Below are 17581 nucleotides of genomic sequence, written 5' to 3' on the forward strand. Positions count from 1 at the left end.
GATTCAGATGCCATTTTGCATCTGGTTATTGGTAACGGTGATCGCCTGGTTGTTACCTATTTTTTCGGCATGGTTGTTTATCACATCCGTGGTGCGGTTATTCAGCACCTCGGTGTTCATGTTCTTCTGCACGTGGATGTAGACCTGTTCTTTCCCTGTCGCATCGTCAAACTTCAGTTCATTAAACCCGCTGCCCTTATAGGTTTTCGAACGAATGGTCATCTGCGTCTTCGTCCCCGGCAGGCTACCGGGTGTGCGGTTTTCCTGGTGGTAGGTACGCCCCATAATAATCGGCTGGTCCGGATCGCCGTTGAGGAAGTCCACAATGACCTCCTGACCCACGCGCGGTATCGCAAGGTTACCGAATCCGGTGCCTGCCCACGCCTGTGCCACACGGATCCAGCATGAACTGTCCTGGTTTGACGGGTTATAGCGGTCCCAGTTAAATTTCACCCGCACGCGGCCATGTTCATCACAGAAGATTTCCTCGCCTGCCGGTCCCGTCACGACGGCGCTCTGCGGGCCATCCACCAGCGGTTTCAGCAACGGCTGTGGCCGCCATGTCCGGTCTGCCGGTATTACCGCAAAGTGGTTATTCAGCGTGGTTCCTGAACCACTGCGTCCCGGCACCGCCTGCGGCTGCTCGCCGTGCAGTTCACTTGCCACCACCTGCCATTCCCGGTTCAGGTTCGCCTGCGGATGCCCCGTCAGCACAATTCGCCGTCCCGGCCATATCTCCGGAGAACGGCTTGTTCCGCGCGCCACTTCTGCGTTGTTGCGCCAGCCATCCATCTGCCAGCGGGCAAAGTTCTGCCCGTGAGCACCCTTGAAACGTCCGGGGTAGTCATACACTTCATACTGTGTGCGCTGGTAATCCTGGTACTGGCCTTCCTGATCAAAACGCCCTGCCCAGCCGGGTCGTTTAAAGGTGTAGTCTTTGGTCACCACGGAAGAAGGACGGATTTGTGCGCTGTAGCGGAACTGGCTGATGCAGAAGGTACTTACCTCGGTACGGGTGTTCGGGTTCCAGGGGATCTCAAAGGACTCCGGCAGATAACGCACGGTGTCGCACAGGACCAGGCTCTGGTCGGTACTTTTTTGCGCGTGCTCCTCATAAAAGAAGATGCCTTCCTCCGCCGCCATCCGGCACAGGAAATCGTAATCAGTTTCGCCGTACTGGACACAAAACTCACGGGAAGGATGCGGCTCGCTGAACAGCGGACTCCACTCGGTCACACCGTTTTCCTTCAGGATCGTCGCGAGGATGCTTTCGATGTCCTCATTCTGGAAGATACGGAAGTTCTGGCGCAGCCCTGTGCGCCACAGCGGTGGGCATACCTTCATGCTGTACAGCATCTGGTTTTTGTCGTTCTCCCCCAGTTCAAACCAGGTCACCACACCTTTCACCCGGCGCTGTACGTCATCGCCCTGCCATATCGTCAGGTAGGCCATTTTGTCCAGTACCTGCGGAAATTCAAGGGAGAGAAACTGCTGGCTGACCAGAGAGAGCTCGAGGGAAAAGAGCGAAGAGAGTGACTGGTTCAGATGAAAGGAGACCACCGCAAAAGCATCCGGTGGCAGGCCGTCCACTTCCAGCGTGAAACGTAATCCGGTTGACATAGCAACCTCCGGGGTTAAGGAAAAACAGACAGTTCGCTGTTAAAGCGGCTGTGACAGTACAGTGTTACGCTTGCGTTCAGGCACGCTACCGCCGAAGTTTCCGGCATCCGCCATCTCCCGTGAACGTAACCCCTTACTGACAACCTTTCTTTCTACGGCGTAATACAAAAACAGCATCCGGCCTGATAGCCGGATGCTGTTGGCTTAACTTATGCTTCCAGTGGTGCGCGCCAGTCGTCGGCACCGGAGGTGCCAGATTTGACGTGTTCCCATTCAATTTTGCGGTAGGCCAGTGAAACCTCGAGCAACTGGGTGAACTCGCGTTTCGCCGGGTCCTGGCAATGCGGCATATGCAGTTTCATATCGACAATCGTCGAATCAGTCAGGCGGGTAGTGAAATAATGCTCCTGTTTGCCCTCCACAGAGGTACGCCACCAGTGAAGTTCAGTGGTTGGCAGCATTTCGCCGGAGGCCAGTGCGTTGTACATCAGCGGAACCGCTTTGTTCAGCGCCACGGTAAAAATGAAAGGCTTGTGAGCACGCTGACCCGCAGGCTGACCGGACTGAGGAGTGGTCGGGACAGTAACGTTATGCAGGAATTCCTGCACCAGCATCTCGTCTTCGTGCCCCTGCACATAGATGTTGCCGACAGAATCAGCGGTAAATGCACCTGCAGTAATATTTCCCTGGGTCTGACCAGTGATGGAGATATAACACGGTGTTGGCATTTGTAAACTCCTTGTTAACGTGGTTAATTACTACTTACAATGACCTGCCGTTAATCCCAGACAGGCAGATGCAGCTCACTTCACGGAACCGCATCATTTTTCAGTATTTTTTACATACAAACCGAGCTAGAATTTACGGTTGTCGTAAAAACTATTTTTAAAATCATTAAATCTCTTATTCAGCAATAACTTAATAATATATATCTGGATAACCATACCCAACTGTTCAAAGTCCGTATTGCCTCCATAAAATGGCCAAAGCTGAATCATGAATAAATATTGTATTTATCCTTTCTGAATTATCATTTTGATAATTTTTGAGATATTCCTTAAAAATACCCACTTAATCAATCACAAAACAAATATATAAACAAGCAATCATTAGATTAGCTTATTTTTAATGAAATTATTATATACTTCAATAAGTTACACAAAAACTCTATATTTAAATTATTGCCATAATACACCTGACGCGAATTGCACAGGTTCACACAATCTATTTAACGCTTGCAGAATACCCCTCTTTACGATCGATAAAAAGTCCTTTTCTTATTTATTTTGAAGCGTAAAATGCGGGGTGATGAAGGAGTGGTGATTTTATTTTCACCGCCATTAGGGCGGCATTGCCGATATTTTTTTGCGGTACAAATATGCCGTGTTCATGGCCTGTACGAGATAACATGACGGATCACTTTTATGAGCAAAAAATTTGAAGGCAGCGTCGCGCCCCGCGAGCGTATTAATATATCGTATGTCCCAAAAACAGATGGCCAGACGGCTGAAGTGGAACTTCCGCTTAACATGCTCGTTGTCGGCGATACCGGAAATACGCAGGAAACATCCCCACTGGATGAACGTCAGGCAGTTTCCGTTAACAAGCACAATTTCGGTGCAGTGATGGCTGAAGCAGCCATTGGCCTCAATTTTACTGTCCCCGCCACGCTGAAGGGAAGCACAACAGACGATGAACTGAATGTGGCGCTGAATATCAAATCACTGGATGATTTTTCACCAGATAGCGTGGCCCGGCAGGTTCCGGAAGTGAATAAATTGCTGGAACTGCGTGAAGCACTGACTGCACTGAAGGGGCCGATGGGTAACCTTCCGGCATTCCGTACCCAGCTCCAGGCATTGCTGGAAAATGAAGAGTCCCGCGAGCAGTTGCTCAAAGAAATCGGTCTGGTGAGCAATAAATAACCACCACTATTTCATTAAACAGGGTTATCCAGGCATGACGGCACACAAAAATATCTCCGGGACATACCACCTCTCTGTTGCAGACATTCTGCAGGTGGTTTACCAGGTATGTTTCAGCCCGTCCGTTGAAATCAACCAGGATGGTGTGGCTGCGCTGATTACAACACTGGATCGCCGTATCAGTGATCTATTGGATGAGATTATCCATTTTTGTGAGTTTCAGCAGAGCGCGTCGCACTGGCAGCGCGTACTTCACTGATGGCGAAAAGCCGGTTTCAGAAACACAGCTAAAACAGAAGGATTTTCAGTATGTCTTTACAGGAAGAGGAACTCGTTTCCAGTCATGCCGGGCAGCCTGAGCAGGCATCGTCGCTGCTTGATCAAATCATGGCACAGACCCGTATTCAGCCCGGTTCGGAAGGTTATGACGTTGCCCTCCAGGGTGTGACAGCCTTTATTGCCAGCATCCTGCAATCCACTGCATCTGCCGAACCGGTCAATAAACTGGCCGTGGACAGCATGATTGCAGATATTGATGAACGCATCAGCCGCCAGATGGATGTCATCATCCATGCGCCTGCCTTTCAGCAGGTCGAGTCGTTCTGGCGCTCACTGAAAACCATGGTGGATCGCGTTGATTTCCGTGAAAACATCAAGGTCAACGTGCTTCATGTCACCAAGCAGGAACTTCTGGAAGACTTTGAGTTTGCGCCAGAAATTATTCAGTCCGGATTTTATAAGCACGTTTATTCGTCCGGTTTCGGACAGTTTGGCGGTAAACCCATCGCTGCCGTGCTGGGCGCTTATGAGTTCAAAAATACCGCGCCTGACATGAAACTGCTGCAATACGTCAGTGCCGTGGGCGCAATGGCGCACGCACCGTTCCTGTCCTCCGTTTCCCCGGAGTTTATGGGGCTGAACTCGTGGACCGAACTGCCTAATATCAAAGATCTTTATGCCATCTTTGAAGGTCCGGCCTACACCAAATGGCGCGCCCTGCGTGACTCGGAAGATTCGCGCTATTTAGGGCTTACGGCACCCCGCTTCCTGCTTCGCCAGCCCTATTCACCAACAGATAACCCTGTTAAGAACTTTAACTATTACGAAGATGTCAGCCAGAACCACGAAGATTATCTGTGGGGTAATACGGCCTGGATGCTGGCATGCAATATCGCAGACAGTTTTGCCAAATACCGCTGATGTCCAAACATTATCGGTCCGCAAAGCGGCGGCGCAGTGAAAGATCTGCCGATGCATCTGTTCGAAACGATGGGGCAGATTCAGGCCAAAATCCCAACCGAGGTGCTGGTCACCGATCGCCGCGAATTTGAACTGGCTGAAGAGGGTTTTATCACCCTTACCATGCGTAAAGACTCTGATAATGCAGCCTTTTTCTCTGCAAACTCGGTACAAAAACCGAAGCACTTTCCGGGAAAAGATGCAGAAACCAACTATAAGCTGGGTACGCAGCTTCCTTATCTCTTCATCATCAATCGGTTAGCGCACTACATCAAGGTGTTGCAGCGTGAACAACTGGGGTCATGGAAAGAAAGGAGCGACTTAGAAAGAGAGCTTAATACCTGGATCCGTCAGTATGTTGCCGACCAGGAAAACCCGCCTGCAGACGTGCGCAGCCGCAAACCTCTGCGCGCTGCCAAAGTTGAGGTTATGGATGTAGAAGGCGAACCCGGCTGGTACCAGGTTGCGCTAAGCGTGAGACCTCATTTTAAATTTATGGGGGCAAATTTTGAGCTTTCCCTGGTTGGCCGGTTAGACAGGGAGTAACACACCATGATACCGGATCGGGAAAGAACCACAGGTTCTCTTTTTGAGCGTATGGAAGCCTCTTCGGCCAGAAACCGGCAGGGAGGCAGTATTCATTCGCTCAGGCAATCCATTCGCCAGAACCTACGAAACATTCTTAATACCCGGTCCGGTAGTTGCCGGGGTGCGCCTGAGCTGGGCATTGATGAACCGGAAGGGGCTGAAAACTTCCGCGAATCCATGAGTCGGGCCATCGAGCAATGTATAGAACGCTATGAACCCCGGATCTCACACGCTGAAGTGCAGGCAGTGGTTTCATCCGCCTCCAGCCCGCTGGATATGACGTTTCATATTACAGCCTGGGTGACATTTAACGAAACGCATGAGGTGCTTGAATTTGATATGGCACCGAATGGCAGCCAGCATTACCGGGTGGACTGACAAATGGAATTTGAAGAACGCTATTTCCGGGAAGAACTCGATTACCTGCGCCAGCTTAGCAAGCTGCTGGCAACGGAAAAACCCCATCTGGCCCGCTTCCTGGCCGAAAAAGATGCAGATCCGGATATTGAACGCCTGCTGGAAGGGGTGGCTTTTCTTACCGGCAATCTCCGCCAGAAAATTGAGGATGAATTCCCAGAACTGACGCACGGGCTTATTAAGATGCTATGGCCTAATTACCTGCGTCCGGTTCCGGCAATGACCCTTATTGAATATACGCCGGATATGGATAAGTCTTCTGTACCGGTGTTAATCCCCCGTAATGAGCAGTTTACAACCAACGCCGGGGAAATCAGAGTTGATGAAGTGCTGCCCTCTGATGCTAAAAAGGAGGAGCCGCCTCCCTGTACCTTCACCCTCTGCCGGGATATCTGGCTGCTGCCCGTTCGCCTGGAGCAGATTGAAAACCGCAGTACGACCCGTAATGGTGTTATCAACATCACCTTTTCGGTCGCACCGGGAACGGACTTCCGCACGCTGGATCTGAACAAACTTCGCTTCTGGCTCGGCAATGACGACAACTATACCCGTGACCAGCTTTATTTATGGTTCTGCGAATACTTGCAGGGTGCCGACCTGACTGTGGGTGAACAGCATATTCGCCTGCCTGAGTTTATGCTAAAAGCTGTCGGTTTTGAGCCGCAGGATGCCATGCTGCCCTGGCCGAAAAACGTCCACAGCGGCTACCGGATCCTTCAGGAGTATTTCTGTTACCCCGATGCGTTTCTCTTTTTTGATCTTTGTGGTTGTCCGGCTTTGCCTGACGGATTGCAGGCGGAATTCTTTACCCTGCAACTGCGTTTTTCGCGCCCTTTGCCCGTGGACATCCGGCTGCGCCGCGATTCCCTGCGCCTGTATTGCGCACCTGCCATTAATTTATTTATCCACCATGCAGAAGCCATCACGCTGGACAACCGGCGGGCAGACTATCCGCTGGTTCCCAGCCGCCATTACCCACAACATTACGATGTATTTTCCGTTAACAGTGTGGTGAGCCAGGTCCAGGATATGTTCAGGAAAAAAGATCTGGGGCGTCCTGTTTCGACGCAGGCCGCGCGCCAGTGGCCAGCCTTTGAAAGTTTCAGCCATCAGATAGAATACAGCCGGAAGCGGGAAGTGGTGTACTGGCATCACCGGACCAAAACATCCCTGTTCCATCGCGGCTTTGATCATACCCTTGCCTTTATACATGCTGATGGCAGTTATCCGTCAGACGAATCTCTGCTCAGTAATGAAGTGGTTTCGGTATCGCTGACCTGTACCAACCGTGAGCTTCCGTCACAAATTCGTTCCGGCGATATCACCGGCACAACCGGAAAAAATGCGGCTGTTGCTTCATTTCGCAACATTACCCGCCCGACGCAACCACTCTGGCCGGTCATTGATGGCAGCCTGCACTGGCCCCTACTCTCCGCCATGAACCTGAATTATCTGTCATTACTGGATACGGACGCGCTGAAGCAGGTCATCGCCAACTTTGATCGCCACGCAATCCATCATCCGCAGACGGCACGGCTGTCACAACAAAAGCTGGATGCCATTGAGCGTCTGGAGACCCGCCCCGTTGATCGCCTGTTTACGGGTATTCCCGTCCGGGGGCTGGCTTCCACGCTGTATCTGCACCCGGAGCCGTTTGTCTGTGAAGGGGAAATGTATCTGCTCGGTACGGTGCTTTCGCATTTTCTGTCGCTGTACGCCAGCGTTAACTCATTCCACATGCTGACCGTTGTGAACACAGAAAGCCAGGAGACATGGAAATGGACGGAAAGAATCGGGCAGCATCCTCTTATCTGAGTCCGGGAAATCCCCCGGCAGATAAAGAGCAGAATGATCCGCTGGCACAGGTTTTCCATAATGCCTGCTCTTACAATTTTTTTGCGATGGCGGAGCTGTTGCACCGCCTGGCAAAGGGTGAAAAGGGGACGCCAGAATTATCCCTGCGCGACGATCCGGCACAGGAAACCCTGCGTTTCAGCGCCGATGCCAGCCTTGCCTTCCCGTGCAGTGATATCAGTGCGCTGAAACGGGATACGTCAGGGGCATTCAGGATGACCACCACCTTTATGGGGTTACAGGGGAGCCAGTCGCCTCTCCCCGGTTATTACCTCGCTCACCTGGCCTGGAAAGCGGTACATGAACAAAGTCCGGTAGGTGATTTTCTGGATATGTTCAGCCACCGCCTGACCCAGTTTGTCTGGCATATCTGGCGTAAGTACCGCTATCACATCAGTTTTCGTAACGGCGGTGTGGATGCGTTCTCGCAGCGCATGTACTCCCTTGTCGGGCTGGGCCACCGCCAGCTTCGCGATAAGCTGGCGATTAATCACAGCAAAATGCTGGCGTATTCCGGGATCCTGGCAAATCCGGGACGATCCCCGGAAATTATCTGTGGCCTGGTGTCCCACTGCTTTGATTTGTCAGAAGTGACACTGCAAAACTGGCAACGTCGCAAGGTGGATATTGAACCGGATCAGCAAAATAGTCTGGGGAGCTATTCTCTTAAAAATGGCGAAAAACTGGCGGGAAGATCGGTACTGGGCAACTTTGTTCTGGGTACACGAGTGCCCGATCTCAGCGGAAAATTCCAGCTCAGTATTACCAGCCTGACCCGAAAACAGTTCCTCTCTTTTCTGCCGTCCGGCGAAAACTTCCTGCCACTGACGATGTTCGTGTCCTTCATCCTGCGCGATCAGCTTGCCTGGGACTTACATCTGGGGCTGGCGCCGGAGCAGGTGGGCGCAATGCGCCTGGGCGATAACAAAAGTGCGCTGCTGGGCTGGACCAGCTTCCTCGGCACACCGGAAGAACGACCCTCAGTCACCATCAGGGTACGGTCGTAAATTATGATAATCACGGAGCAGAATATGCCGGAAGAGAAACTACAGACGCTTTCATTGCAGGTCATTAACGGCAGTGAGCTGGAAAGCGGGCGGGCGGCGCGCTGTCTGTTCACACAGCAGGGAAATGTCGGCCATGGCCCCGAATGCCACTGGTCGGTACAGGATCGTCAGCAGAGCATTCCGGCCCAGGCTTTTACCGTTATCCTGCACGATGGCACATTTTGTCTGCGCCCGCAGACGGCACAACTGTGGCTGAATCAGGCAAAAGTCACAGCAACATCAGACCTAATACAGTTGCGCCAGGGCGATGAGATCCAGATCGGACGGCTGATGGTGAGGGTTCATCTGAACCGGGGAGATATTCCCCATTACGATGAGGAAATGGCCACTCCCGAAACCATCGTTACCAATCGCGATATGCTCACGGATACCCTGCTATCAACGGAGGGTGCGCCACACTATCCGGGAATGACTCACCGGCACCAGCTTGCAGACACCGTGGTAAACGGTTTTTCTGCCGATCCACTCCAGGCTCTTCAGTCCGAAAGCCTGATTACCACGGGCGATCCGCTTTCAGGCATTGCGGCTGTCCGGCCATCGGCACCGCTGTCCGATCCGGCAAGTAATGGGGGGATCAATACTCCGTTTATGGATCTGCCGCCCATTTATGCCAGCCCCGGCGATCGTAATGACGACGTCTCTGCGGCAGAAATGGCGCAACGCCACGTTGCGGTCACCCCCTTACTGCGCGGTCTTGGCGGCTCGCTTACCATGAGCAATTCCGACGATGCGGATGATTTTCTGGAGGAGGCCGGACGAACGTTACAGGCCGCAATAAAAGGTCTGCTCGATTTGCAGCAGCAGCGTAACAGCCTCTCAGACAAACATTTGCGCCCGCTGGAAGATAACCCGCTGCGCCTGAACATGGATTACGCCACCGCGCTCGACGTAATGTTTGCCGAAGGTAAAAGCCCGGTACATCTGGCGGCTCCCGCCGCCGTCAGTGAAAGCCTGCGCAATGTCCGCCACCACGAAGAAGCTAACCGGGCAGCGATTGTGGAGTCGCTTCGTGTCCTGCTGGATGCTTTCTCACCACAAAATCTGCTGCGCCGCTTTGTGCAGTACCGCCGCAGCCATGAACTGCGCCAGCCGCTGGATGATGCCGGAGCATGGCAAATGTACAGCCATTATTACGAAGAACTGGCCTCCGATCGCCAGCAGGGGTTTGAGATGCTGTTTAACGAGGTCTACGCCCAGGTCTATGACCGGGTGCTTCGTGAAAAACAGCGGGAGCCGGAAGCATGAACAGGAAGGCGTTTCTGGCCTGCGTGCTGATGTGCGTCATATTAACCGGCTGCGAAACGGCGAAAAAAATCAGTGAGGTGATCAAAAACCCGGATATCCAGGTCGGGAGCCTGAAGGAGCAACCTTCGGAAATAACCGTCACCCTGCTGACCGAACCGGACACCAATACCAATGCGGAAGGTGAATCAGCCGCCGTGGATGTGCAACTGGTGTACCTGACTGACGACTCAAAATTGCTGGCAGCCGACTATGACCAGATAGCCAGCACGCCGCTACCGGATGTGCTGGGTAAAAACTATATCGACCACCAGGATTTCAACCTGTTGCCGGACACCATCAAAACCCTGCCGCCGGTAAAGCTGGATGAGAAAACGCAGTTTATTGGTGTCGTGGCCTATTTCTCCGATGACCAGGCCACTGAATGGAAACAAATCGAGACGGTGGAAGGAATCGGCCACCATTACCGCCTGCTGGTGCATGTACGTCAAAGCAGCATCGAAATGAAAAAAGAGGATGAATAATTATGGCAACCACCCGCAACAAGGTGATGTGGCAGGAAGGGATGCTGATGCGTCCACACCATTTCCAGCAGCAGCAGCGTTACAACGACTACCTGGATAACCAGCGTTTCCGGGCCATGAATGATTTATCCTGGGGATTTACCGAACTCACCCTCAACAATGAACTGCTGGCGCAGGGTAAGATCATGATTGACAGCGCGTCAGGCACACTGCCCGACGGCACCGTCTTTTCTATCCCCGACCAGGACGCACTGCCCGATCCGCTGCACCCGCAAAATTTTCCGGACGAAAGAAGCCGCAATATCTACCTCGCTCTGCCGGTCGCCAGTGATGTGAGAAATGAAATCAGCGACGGACGGCGAATCGGGCGTTACCGGCTGAATTATGCCGATGTCCGGGATTTGCATTCAGAAGAAGGTGACGCGCGAACATTGACGCTGGGTCAACTGACGCCGCGCATTATGAGCGGTGCAGAAGATATGAGCGCCTATATTACGCTCCCGCTTTGCCGTATCAGCGATCGCCATGCCGATGGCTCCCTGACGTTGGATGACGATTTTATCCCCTCCTGCCAGAATATTCAGGTCAGTAAGAAACTGCGTGTTTATCTCAAAGAGGTACAGGGGGCCATTGGCGGACGGGCAAGCGATCTGGCAAACCGTATTGGCTCTCCGGCGCAGAGCGGCATCGCGGATGTGGCGGAATTTATGATGTTGCAGTTACTTAACCGTAACCAGACCCGGTTTACCCATCACGCCCGTCGATCCCAGCTCCACCCGGAAGATTTCTACCTTGATCTTGCCGGGTTGCTGGGTGAACTGATGACCTTTACCGAGCCGTCGCGCCTGCCCTGCCCGCTTGATGTGTATGATCATCATGACCTGACCAAAATATTTAAAACGCTGTTACCGGAAGTCAAACGGGCGCTGCATACCGTACTGTCGCCAAGAGCCGTCAATCTGCCGCTGCATCTGCGTGACGGTATCTGGCAGGCCGATATCCATGACACAGAACTGCTGCAATCTGCCACCTTTGTGCTGGCCGTGGCGGCAAATATGCCGGTCGATCAGATCCAGCGCCAGTTTATCCAGCAGTCGAAAATTTCCTCGCCGGAAAAAATCCGCAATATGGTCAGTGTGCAGATCCCCTGTATTCCATTGCGTGCCCTTATGGTGGCTCCCCGCCAGCTTCCTTACCATTCCGGGTTCAGCTATTTCGAACTCGACAAGAGTGGCCAGGCCTGGACAGAAATGGCTGCCGCCGGGGCCGTTGCACTGCATGTTTCCGGCAGTTTCCCGGATCTGAACATGCAACTGTGGGCGATAAGAGGGTAAGACGATGGATGAGGGGTCACTGTCTCTGCCACCATTTACCGGACACGACGAAAAAAGCCAGCGCAACTACCATCTCGCGCTTCGTGGCAACAGCCTGAATCCGATGATCGACGCGGCCACGCCGCTACTCGGTATGGTAATGCGCCTTTCAACCATGAACAGCCAGACGATGCCGGAGCATCTTTTTGCTCAGGTGGTGACAGATGTTCAGGCCGTGGAGCAACTGCTTCAGGAGCAGGGCTACGAACCGGGCGTGATTATCTCGTTTCGCTACATCCTCTGCACGTTTATTGATGAAGCGGCGCTCGGTAACGGCTGGTCAAACAAGAACGAGTGGATCAAGCAGTCATTGCTGGTCCATTTCCACAACGAAGCCTGGGGTGGCGAGAAAGTTTTCATCCTGCTGGAGCGCCTGATCCGTGAACCCAAACGTTACCAGGATCTGCTGGAATTTCTCTGGATCTGTTTTTCTCTGGGATTTCGCGGGCGCTACAAAGTGGCAGCACAGGATCAGGGGGAATTTGAGCAGATCTACCGCCGTCTGTACCACGTTCTGCATAAACTGCGCGGCGATGCCCCTTTCCCGCTGTTACACCAGGACAAAAAAACCCAGGGCGGGCGTTATCAGCTCATCAGTCGCCTGACTGTTAAACATATTTTTTGTGGTGGCGTTGTCGTGCTGGCGTTGTTTTACCTGTTCTATCTGTTGCGGCTGGACAGCCAGACGCAGGACATCCTGCACCAGCTAAACAAATTACTTCGATAAGGACGTTTATGATCCAGATTGATCTTCCCACGCTGGTAAAACGGCTGAACCTGTTCTCCCGCCAGGCGCTGGAGATGGCCGCCTCTGAATGTATGAGTCAGCAGGCAGCGGAAATTACCGTCAGCCATGTGCTCATTCAGATGCTCGCCATGCCACGCAGTGACCTGCGGGTTATTACCCGCCAGGGCGATATTGGCATGGAAGAGTTGCGCCAGGCGCTGACGGTAGAGAACTACACAACCGCCCGTTCTGCGGACAGCTACCCGGCGTTTTCCCCGATGCTGGTTGAGTGGCTTAAAGAGGGCTGGCTGCTGGCGTCGGCTGAGATGCAGCACAGCGAACTGCGCGGCGGCGTGTTGCTGCTGGCCCTGCTGCATTCGCCGCTGCGTTATATACCGCCTGCTGCCGCCCGGCTGTTGACCGGCATTAACCGTGACCGTCTGCAACAGGACTTTGTGCAGTGGACACAGGAGTCGGCGGAATCAGTCGTGCCGGATGCAGACGGTAAAGGCGCAGGCACAATGACGGACGCCTCTGACACCCTGCTTGCCCGCTATGCCAAAAACATGACCGCAGACGCCCGTAACGGCAGGCTTGACCCGGTACTGTGCCGCGACCACGAAATCGACCTGATGATCGACATTCTCTGCCGCCGCCGTAAAAACAACCCGGTGGTGGTGGGCGAAGCGGGCGTGGGCAAAAGCGCACTGATTGAAGGGCTGGCGCTGCGCATCGTGGCAGGCCAGGTGCCGGACAAGCTGAAAAACACCGATATCATGACCCTTGACTTGGGCGCATTGCAGGCCGGGGCGTCGGTGAAGGGTGAATTCGAAAAACGTTTCAAAGGGCTGATGGCGGAGGTCATTTCCTCCCCGGTGCCGGTCATTCTGTTTATCGACGAAGCACATACCCTGATTGGCGCGGGCAACCAGCAGGGCGGGCTGGATATCTCCAACCTGCTCAAACCGGCGCTGGCGCGCGGCGAGCTGAAAACCATCGCCGCCACCACCTGGAGCGAGTACAAAAAATACTTCGAAAAAGATGCCGCCCTGTCGCGCCGCTTCCAGTTGGTGAAGGTCAGCGAACCCAACGCTGCCGAAGCCACCATTATTCTGCGCGGTCTGTCGGCGGTCTATGAACAGTCTCACGGCGTGCTGATTGATGATGACGCCTTGCAGGCCGCTGCGACATTAAGCGAGCGTTATCTCTCCGGGCGTCAGTTACCGGACAAAGCGATTGATGTGCTGGATACCGCCTGCGCCCGTGTGGCCATCAACCTGTCGTCGCCGCCGAAGCAAATCTCGGCGCTGACCACTCTGAGCCACCAGCAGGAGGCGGAAATTCGCCAGCTTGAGCGCGAGCTTCGCATCGGACTGCGTACCGACACATCACGGATGACCGAGGTGCTGGTGCAGTATGATGAAACGCTGACGGCGCTGGATGAACTGGAAGCGGCCTGGCACCAGCAGCAGACGCTGGTCCGGGAGATTATCGCGCTGCGCCAGCAGTTACTGGGCGTGGCAGAGGACGATGCGGCGCCGTTGCCGGACGCAGATACCGTGGAGGATACGCAGCCAGAGTCAGAGTCAGAGTCAGAGTCAGAGTCAGAGTCAGAGCAGGATAATACCGGTGCCGAACCGGCTGATGAGGCCGACAGAGAACAACCGGAAGAGACCGCTGAAACAGTTTCCCCGGTACAGCGGCTGGCCCAGCTCACTGCCGAACTGGACGCCCTGCATAACGACCGGTTGCTGGTCTCCCCGCACGTCGATAAAAAACAGATTGCGGCGGTGATTGCCGAATGGACCGGCGTGCCGCTCAACCGCCTGTCGCAGAATGAAATGTCGGTCATCACCGACCTGACGAAATGGCTGGGTGACACCATCAAAGGCCAGGACCTGGCGATTGCCAGCCTGCATAAGCATCTACTGACCGCACGCGCCGACCTGCGTCGTCCGGGACGCCCGCTCGGTGCGTTCCTGCTGGCTGGCCCCAGCGGTGTGGGTAAAACCGAAACCGTCCTGCAACTGGCAGAGCTGCTCTACGGCGGTCGCCAGTACCTGACCACCATCAATATGTCCGAATTCCAGGAGAAACACACCGTCTCGCGGCTGATTGGTTCGCCTCCGGGCTACGTTGGCTACGGTGAAGGCGGCGTACTGACCGAAGCGATTCGCCAGAAACCCTACTCGGTAGTACTGCTCGATGAAGTGGAAAAAGCGCACCCGGATGTGCTCAACCTGTTCTACCAGGCGTTCGATAAGGGCGAAATGGCAGACGGTGAAGGCCGCCTGATTGACTGCAAAAATATCGTCTTCTTCCTGACGTCCAACCTCGGCTACCAGGTAATAGTCGAGCATGCCGATGACCCGGAAACCATGCAGGAAGTACTGTATCCGGTGCTGGCCGACTTCTTCAAACCTGCCCTGCTGGCGCGTATGGAAGTGGTGCCGTATCTGCCGCTGTCGAAAGAGACGCTCGCCACCATTATCGCCGGAAAACTGGCCCGTCTGGATAACGTGCTGCGCAGTCGCTTTGGTGTAGAAGTGGTCATTGAACCGGAAGTGACGGACGAAATCATGAGCCGCGTCACCCGCGCGGAAAACGGCGCGAGGATGCTGGAATCGGTCATCGATGGCGACATGCTACCGCCGCTCTCGCTGCTGCTGTTGCAGAAAATGGCGGCTAACACGGCGATTGCCCGGATTCGGTTGTCGGCAGTGGACGGCGCATTTACGGCAGACGTGGAAGATGCTCAGAACGACGAGTCCGTCACAAAGGATGAAACGGTTTTATGAGCAGGTTGCGCGTTTTCCGGCAGACAGGATGGTTTATCGCGGGCCTGATGACGGGCTTACCCGCCACTGCCGCGCCCGCAGAAGCATCGTCAATGGCCGGTGTGGCGGTCGCCGTCGCCACCACGACCCCGCCGGATGCGACAGCCACGTTACAGGCCATGCAGTCCTGTCGGCGGGAGTCCGCGGCGCTGGAGCGGCTTGACTGCTATGACCGCCTGCTGGCACCGCTGTCCCCGTCAGGGTTTGACGGGGCGCTGGTCAAAGCCGGTTTTGTGGGCGAGGCCTGGACCCGCGCCACAGAGCAGGAAAAACGCCGCGAGGGCAACACCACAGAACTGCTGGTGACGCAGGTGCCGGGGAGCGCCCGACGGTGGTGATAACCACCCCGGCTATCGGTCATGTTCCGCCACGCCCGGTGCTGATGTTCAGTTGCGTGGACAATATCACCCGGATGCAGGTGGCGCTGATGCACCCTCTGGATGTCCATGATATCGCCGTCACTCTGAATGCCGACAACCGGGCATTGCGCAGCCACTGGTTTGTGCGCGAGAACGGCACCCTGCTGGAGTCCAGCCGGGGGTTATCCGGGATTGATGAAATTAAGCAACTGTTCGGCGCAAAAACGCTGACGGTGGATACCGGCGCAGACAATGCCGCCGGAAAGCTGACCTTTAACATTGACGGGCTGGCAAGGGCGATTGCTCCCCTGCGCGATGCCTGCCACTGGGCGGGAGAATAAAAATATGGCAATGGACTTACGCGATCCGAATGTCTGGATATCGCACCTGCTGGAAAACCTGCCGGAAGAGAAACTGGCATCGGCGCTGAAAGATGACAACCCGAACTGGGAGTATATCGACGGCGAAATCGTCAAGCTGGGATCGCTGGCCCACAGTCAACTGGATATCCCGGAACTCCAGCGCCGGGGGCTGGTCATTCTGGCTTCGGAGAGTAAGGATTTTCGTCTGCTGGCGCATCTGCTAAGAACCCTGCAACACGCCGGTGATCCTCATCTCGCATTGCGCCTGCTGGCGCTGTATGTGGAGCATTACTGGGCGGTGGCTGCGCCGCAGAATATGGCGCATAAAAAACGCTTTGCCAGCCAGGTCATTAAACGCTTTGAAACAGGTATTGAAGTTTTTTCACAGAACGCCGCCACAGCGCAGCGCGATGCGCTGTCAGGGCAACTGGCAAAACTGGCGCAATGCTGGCAGTCACATAACGCCCCGGAACTGGCACAGGCTACTGATGATCTTTTTGCCCTGTACCAGCGTGCGTTTAATCGTGCGGCACCGGCTCCTGTCCCCACTCCGGCGGCCTCCGGTAGTTCACCACAGACCACCGCCACGTCTGAAAGCGGCGTGACGCAACCCAGTGCTCCGGCTCCCCAAATCGTCATCGACAGTCACGACGACAAAGCCTGGCGCGACACGCTGTTAAAAGTGGCGGCCATTTTATGTGAACGCCAGCCGGATTCACCGCAGGGCTACCGTCTGCGCCGCCATGCGCTTTGGCAGAACATCACCAGTACGCCCCAGGCGGAAAGCGATGGCCGTACTCCACTGGCTGCGGTCTCCGCCGATATGGTGGCAGATTACCATGCTCAGCTCGGTAGTGCCGATATGGCGCTGTGGCAGCAGGTGGAGAAAAGCGTACTGCTGGCTCCTTACTGGCTGGATGGTCACTGCCTTTCTGCACAGACGGCGCTGCGTCTGGGTTACAAACAGGTGGCAGACGCCATCCGCGATGAGGTCATCCGCTTCCTTGAGCGTCTGCCCCAGCTTACCGGGCTGCTGTTTAATGACCACACACCGTTTATCAGTGAGCAGACGAAACAATGGCTGGCAGCTTCGCCCGACGCCAAAGTTGCACCGGTTGCGCAAATCGGTGAGGAATCGAAGGCAGCCAGAGCCTGTTTTGCTGAGCAGGGTCTGGAGGCGGCGCTGCGATATCTGGACATGCTACCCGAAGGCGATCCCCGCGATCAGTTTCACCGCCAGTACCTTGCCGCACAGTTGACGGAAGAGGCGGGGCTGGTACAGCTTGCGCAGCAGCAGTACCGGATGTTGTTCAGGATGGGATTGCAGATGATGGTGGCAGACTGGGAGCCGTCCCTGCTTGAGCAGCTAGAACAAAAATTCACGGCAGAACAATAAAAGAGAACAGGAGTTTTTGTGTTCAGATTACCAACACCCCGACTACTCAGC

The 17581-nt window shown here is 54.6% G+C and carries 12 protein-coding genes and 3 pseudogenes; 13 read left to right on the top strand and 2 right to left on the bottom strand.

Annotated features, from left to right (window positions below; all coding sequences use genetic code 11):
- Positions 1 to 15 precede the first annotated feature (15 nt).
- Positions 16 to 1620 (bottom strand): annotated as a pseudogene (locus tag C1P89_RS14375) (type VI secretion system Vgr family protein); the annotation flags it as partial.
- Between the two features lie 209 nt (positions 1621 to 1829).
- Complete coding sequence (locus C1P89_RS14380) at positions 1830 to 2348, bottom strand: Hcp family type VI secretion system effector (RefSeq protein ID WP_001142968.1); 519 nt, start codon at positions 2346 to 2348, stop codon at positions 1830 to 1832.
- 696 nt (positions 2349 to 3044) lie between these two features.
- Between C1P89_RS14380 and tssB the strand changes: the two genes are divergently transcribed.
- From tssB to tssA, 13 genes and pseudogenes are all read left to right on the top strand, one after another.
- Entirely contained in the window at positions 3045 to 3545 is a 501-nt protein-coding gene (tssB, locus tag C1P89_RS14385) for a type VI secretion system contractile sheath small subunit (protein ID WP_000037389.1), read from the top strand.
- A 34-nt stretch (positions 3546 to 3579) separates the two neighbouring features.
- Entirely contained in the window at positions 3580 to 3804 is a 225-nt protein-coding gene (locus C1P89_RS14390; RefSeq protein ID WP_000123970.1) for a hypothetical protein, read from the top strand.
- A 50-nt stretch (positions 3805 to 3854) separates the two neighbouring features.
- Positions 3855 to 5330, top strand: a pseudogene (gene tssC, locus C1P89_RS14395) (type VI secretion system contractile sheath large subunit).
- Positions 5331 to 5336: 6 nt separating this feature from the next.
- A complete protein-coding gene (gene tssE / locus C1P89_RS14400; protein WP_000611742.1) occupies positions 5337 to 5750 on the top strand; it encodes a type VI secretion system baseplate subunit TssE in 414 nt (137 codons plus the stop codon).
- 3 nt (positions 5751 to 5753) lie between these two features.
- On the top strand, positions 5754 to 7604 hold the full coding sequence (gene tssF / locus C1P89_RS14405; RefSeq protein ID WP_000393837.1) for a type VI secretion system baseplate subunit TssF: 1851 nt from the start codon (positions 5754 to 5756) through the stop codon (positions 7602 to 7604).
- Complete coding sequence (gene tssG, locus C1P89_RS14410) at positions 7568 to 8650, top strand: type VI secretion system baseplate subunit TssG (RefSeq protein ID WP_000348788.1); 1083 nt, start codon at positions 7568 to 7570, stop codon at positions 8648 to 8650. The genes tssF and tssG overlap by 37 nt, the downstream gene beginning before the upstream one ends.
- Before the next feature lie 24 nt (positions 8651 to 8674).
- Complete coding sequence (gene tagH / locus C1P89_RS14415) at positions 8675 to 9955, top strand: type VI secretion system-associated FHA domain protein TagH (protein WP_001113715.1); 1281 nt, start codon at positions 8675 to 8677, stop codon at positions 9953 to 9955.
- On the top strand, positions 9952 to 10476 hold the full coding sequence (gene tssJ / locus C1P89_RS14420; RefSeq protein WP_001080148.1) for a type VI secretion system lipoprotein TssJ: 525 nt from the start codon (positions 9952 to 9954) through the stop codon (positions 10474 to 10476). The genes tagH and tssJ overlap by 4 nt, the downstream gene beginning before the upstream one ends.
- Positions 10477 to 10478: 2 nt before the next feature.
- Positions 10479 to 11810, top strand: coding sequence for a type VI secretion system baseplate subunit TssK (gene tssK, locus C1P89_RS14425; protein ID WP_000246431.1), 1332 nt, complete (start codon positions 10479 to 10481; stop codon positions 11808 to 11810).
- 4 nt (positions 11811 to 11814) lie between these two features.
- Positions 11815 to 12576 carry a type IVB secretion system protein IcmH/DotU gene (gene icmH / locus C1P89_RS14430; protein ID WP_000343289.1) on the top strand — a complete coding sequence of 254 codons (762 nt, stop codon included), beginning with the start codon at positions 11815 to 11817 and terminating at the stop codon, positions 12574 to 12576.
- 8 nt (positions 12577 to 12584) lie between these two features.
- Positions 12585 to 15374 (top strand): type VI secretion system ATPase TssH, encoded by a 2790-nt coding sequence (gene tssH, locus C1P89_RS14435; RefSeq protein ID WP_000614404.1) that lies wholly within the window; start codon positions 12585 to 12587, stop codon positions 15372 to 15374.
- Positions 15371 to 16113 (top strand): annotated as a pseudogene (vasI, locus tag C1P89_RS14440) (type VI secretion system-associated protein VasI). Before tssH ends, vasI begins: the two are co-directional and overlap by 4 nt.
- A gap of 4 nt (positions 16114 to 16117) precedes the next feature.
- A complete protein-coding gene (gene tssA / locus C1P89_RS14445; protein ID WP_001240535.1) occupies positions 16118 to 17530 on the top strand; it encodes a type VI secretion system protein TssA in 1413 nt (470 codons plus the stop codon).
- Positions 17531 to 17581 lie beyond the last annotated feature (51 nt).

Source organism: Shigella sonnei (genome assembly GCF_002950395.1).
Taxonomy (GTDB): Bacteria; Pseudomonadota; Gammaproteobacteria; order Enterobacterales; family Enterobacteriaceae; genus ECMA0423.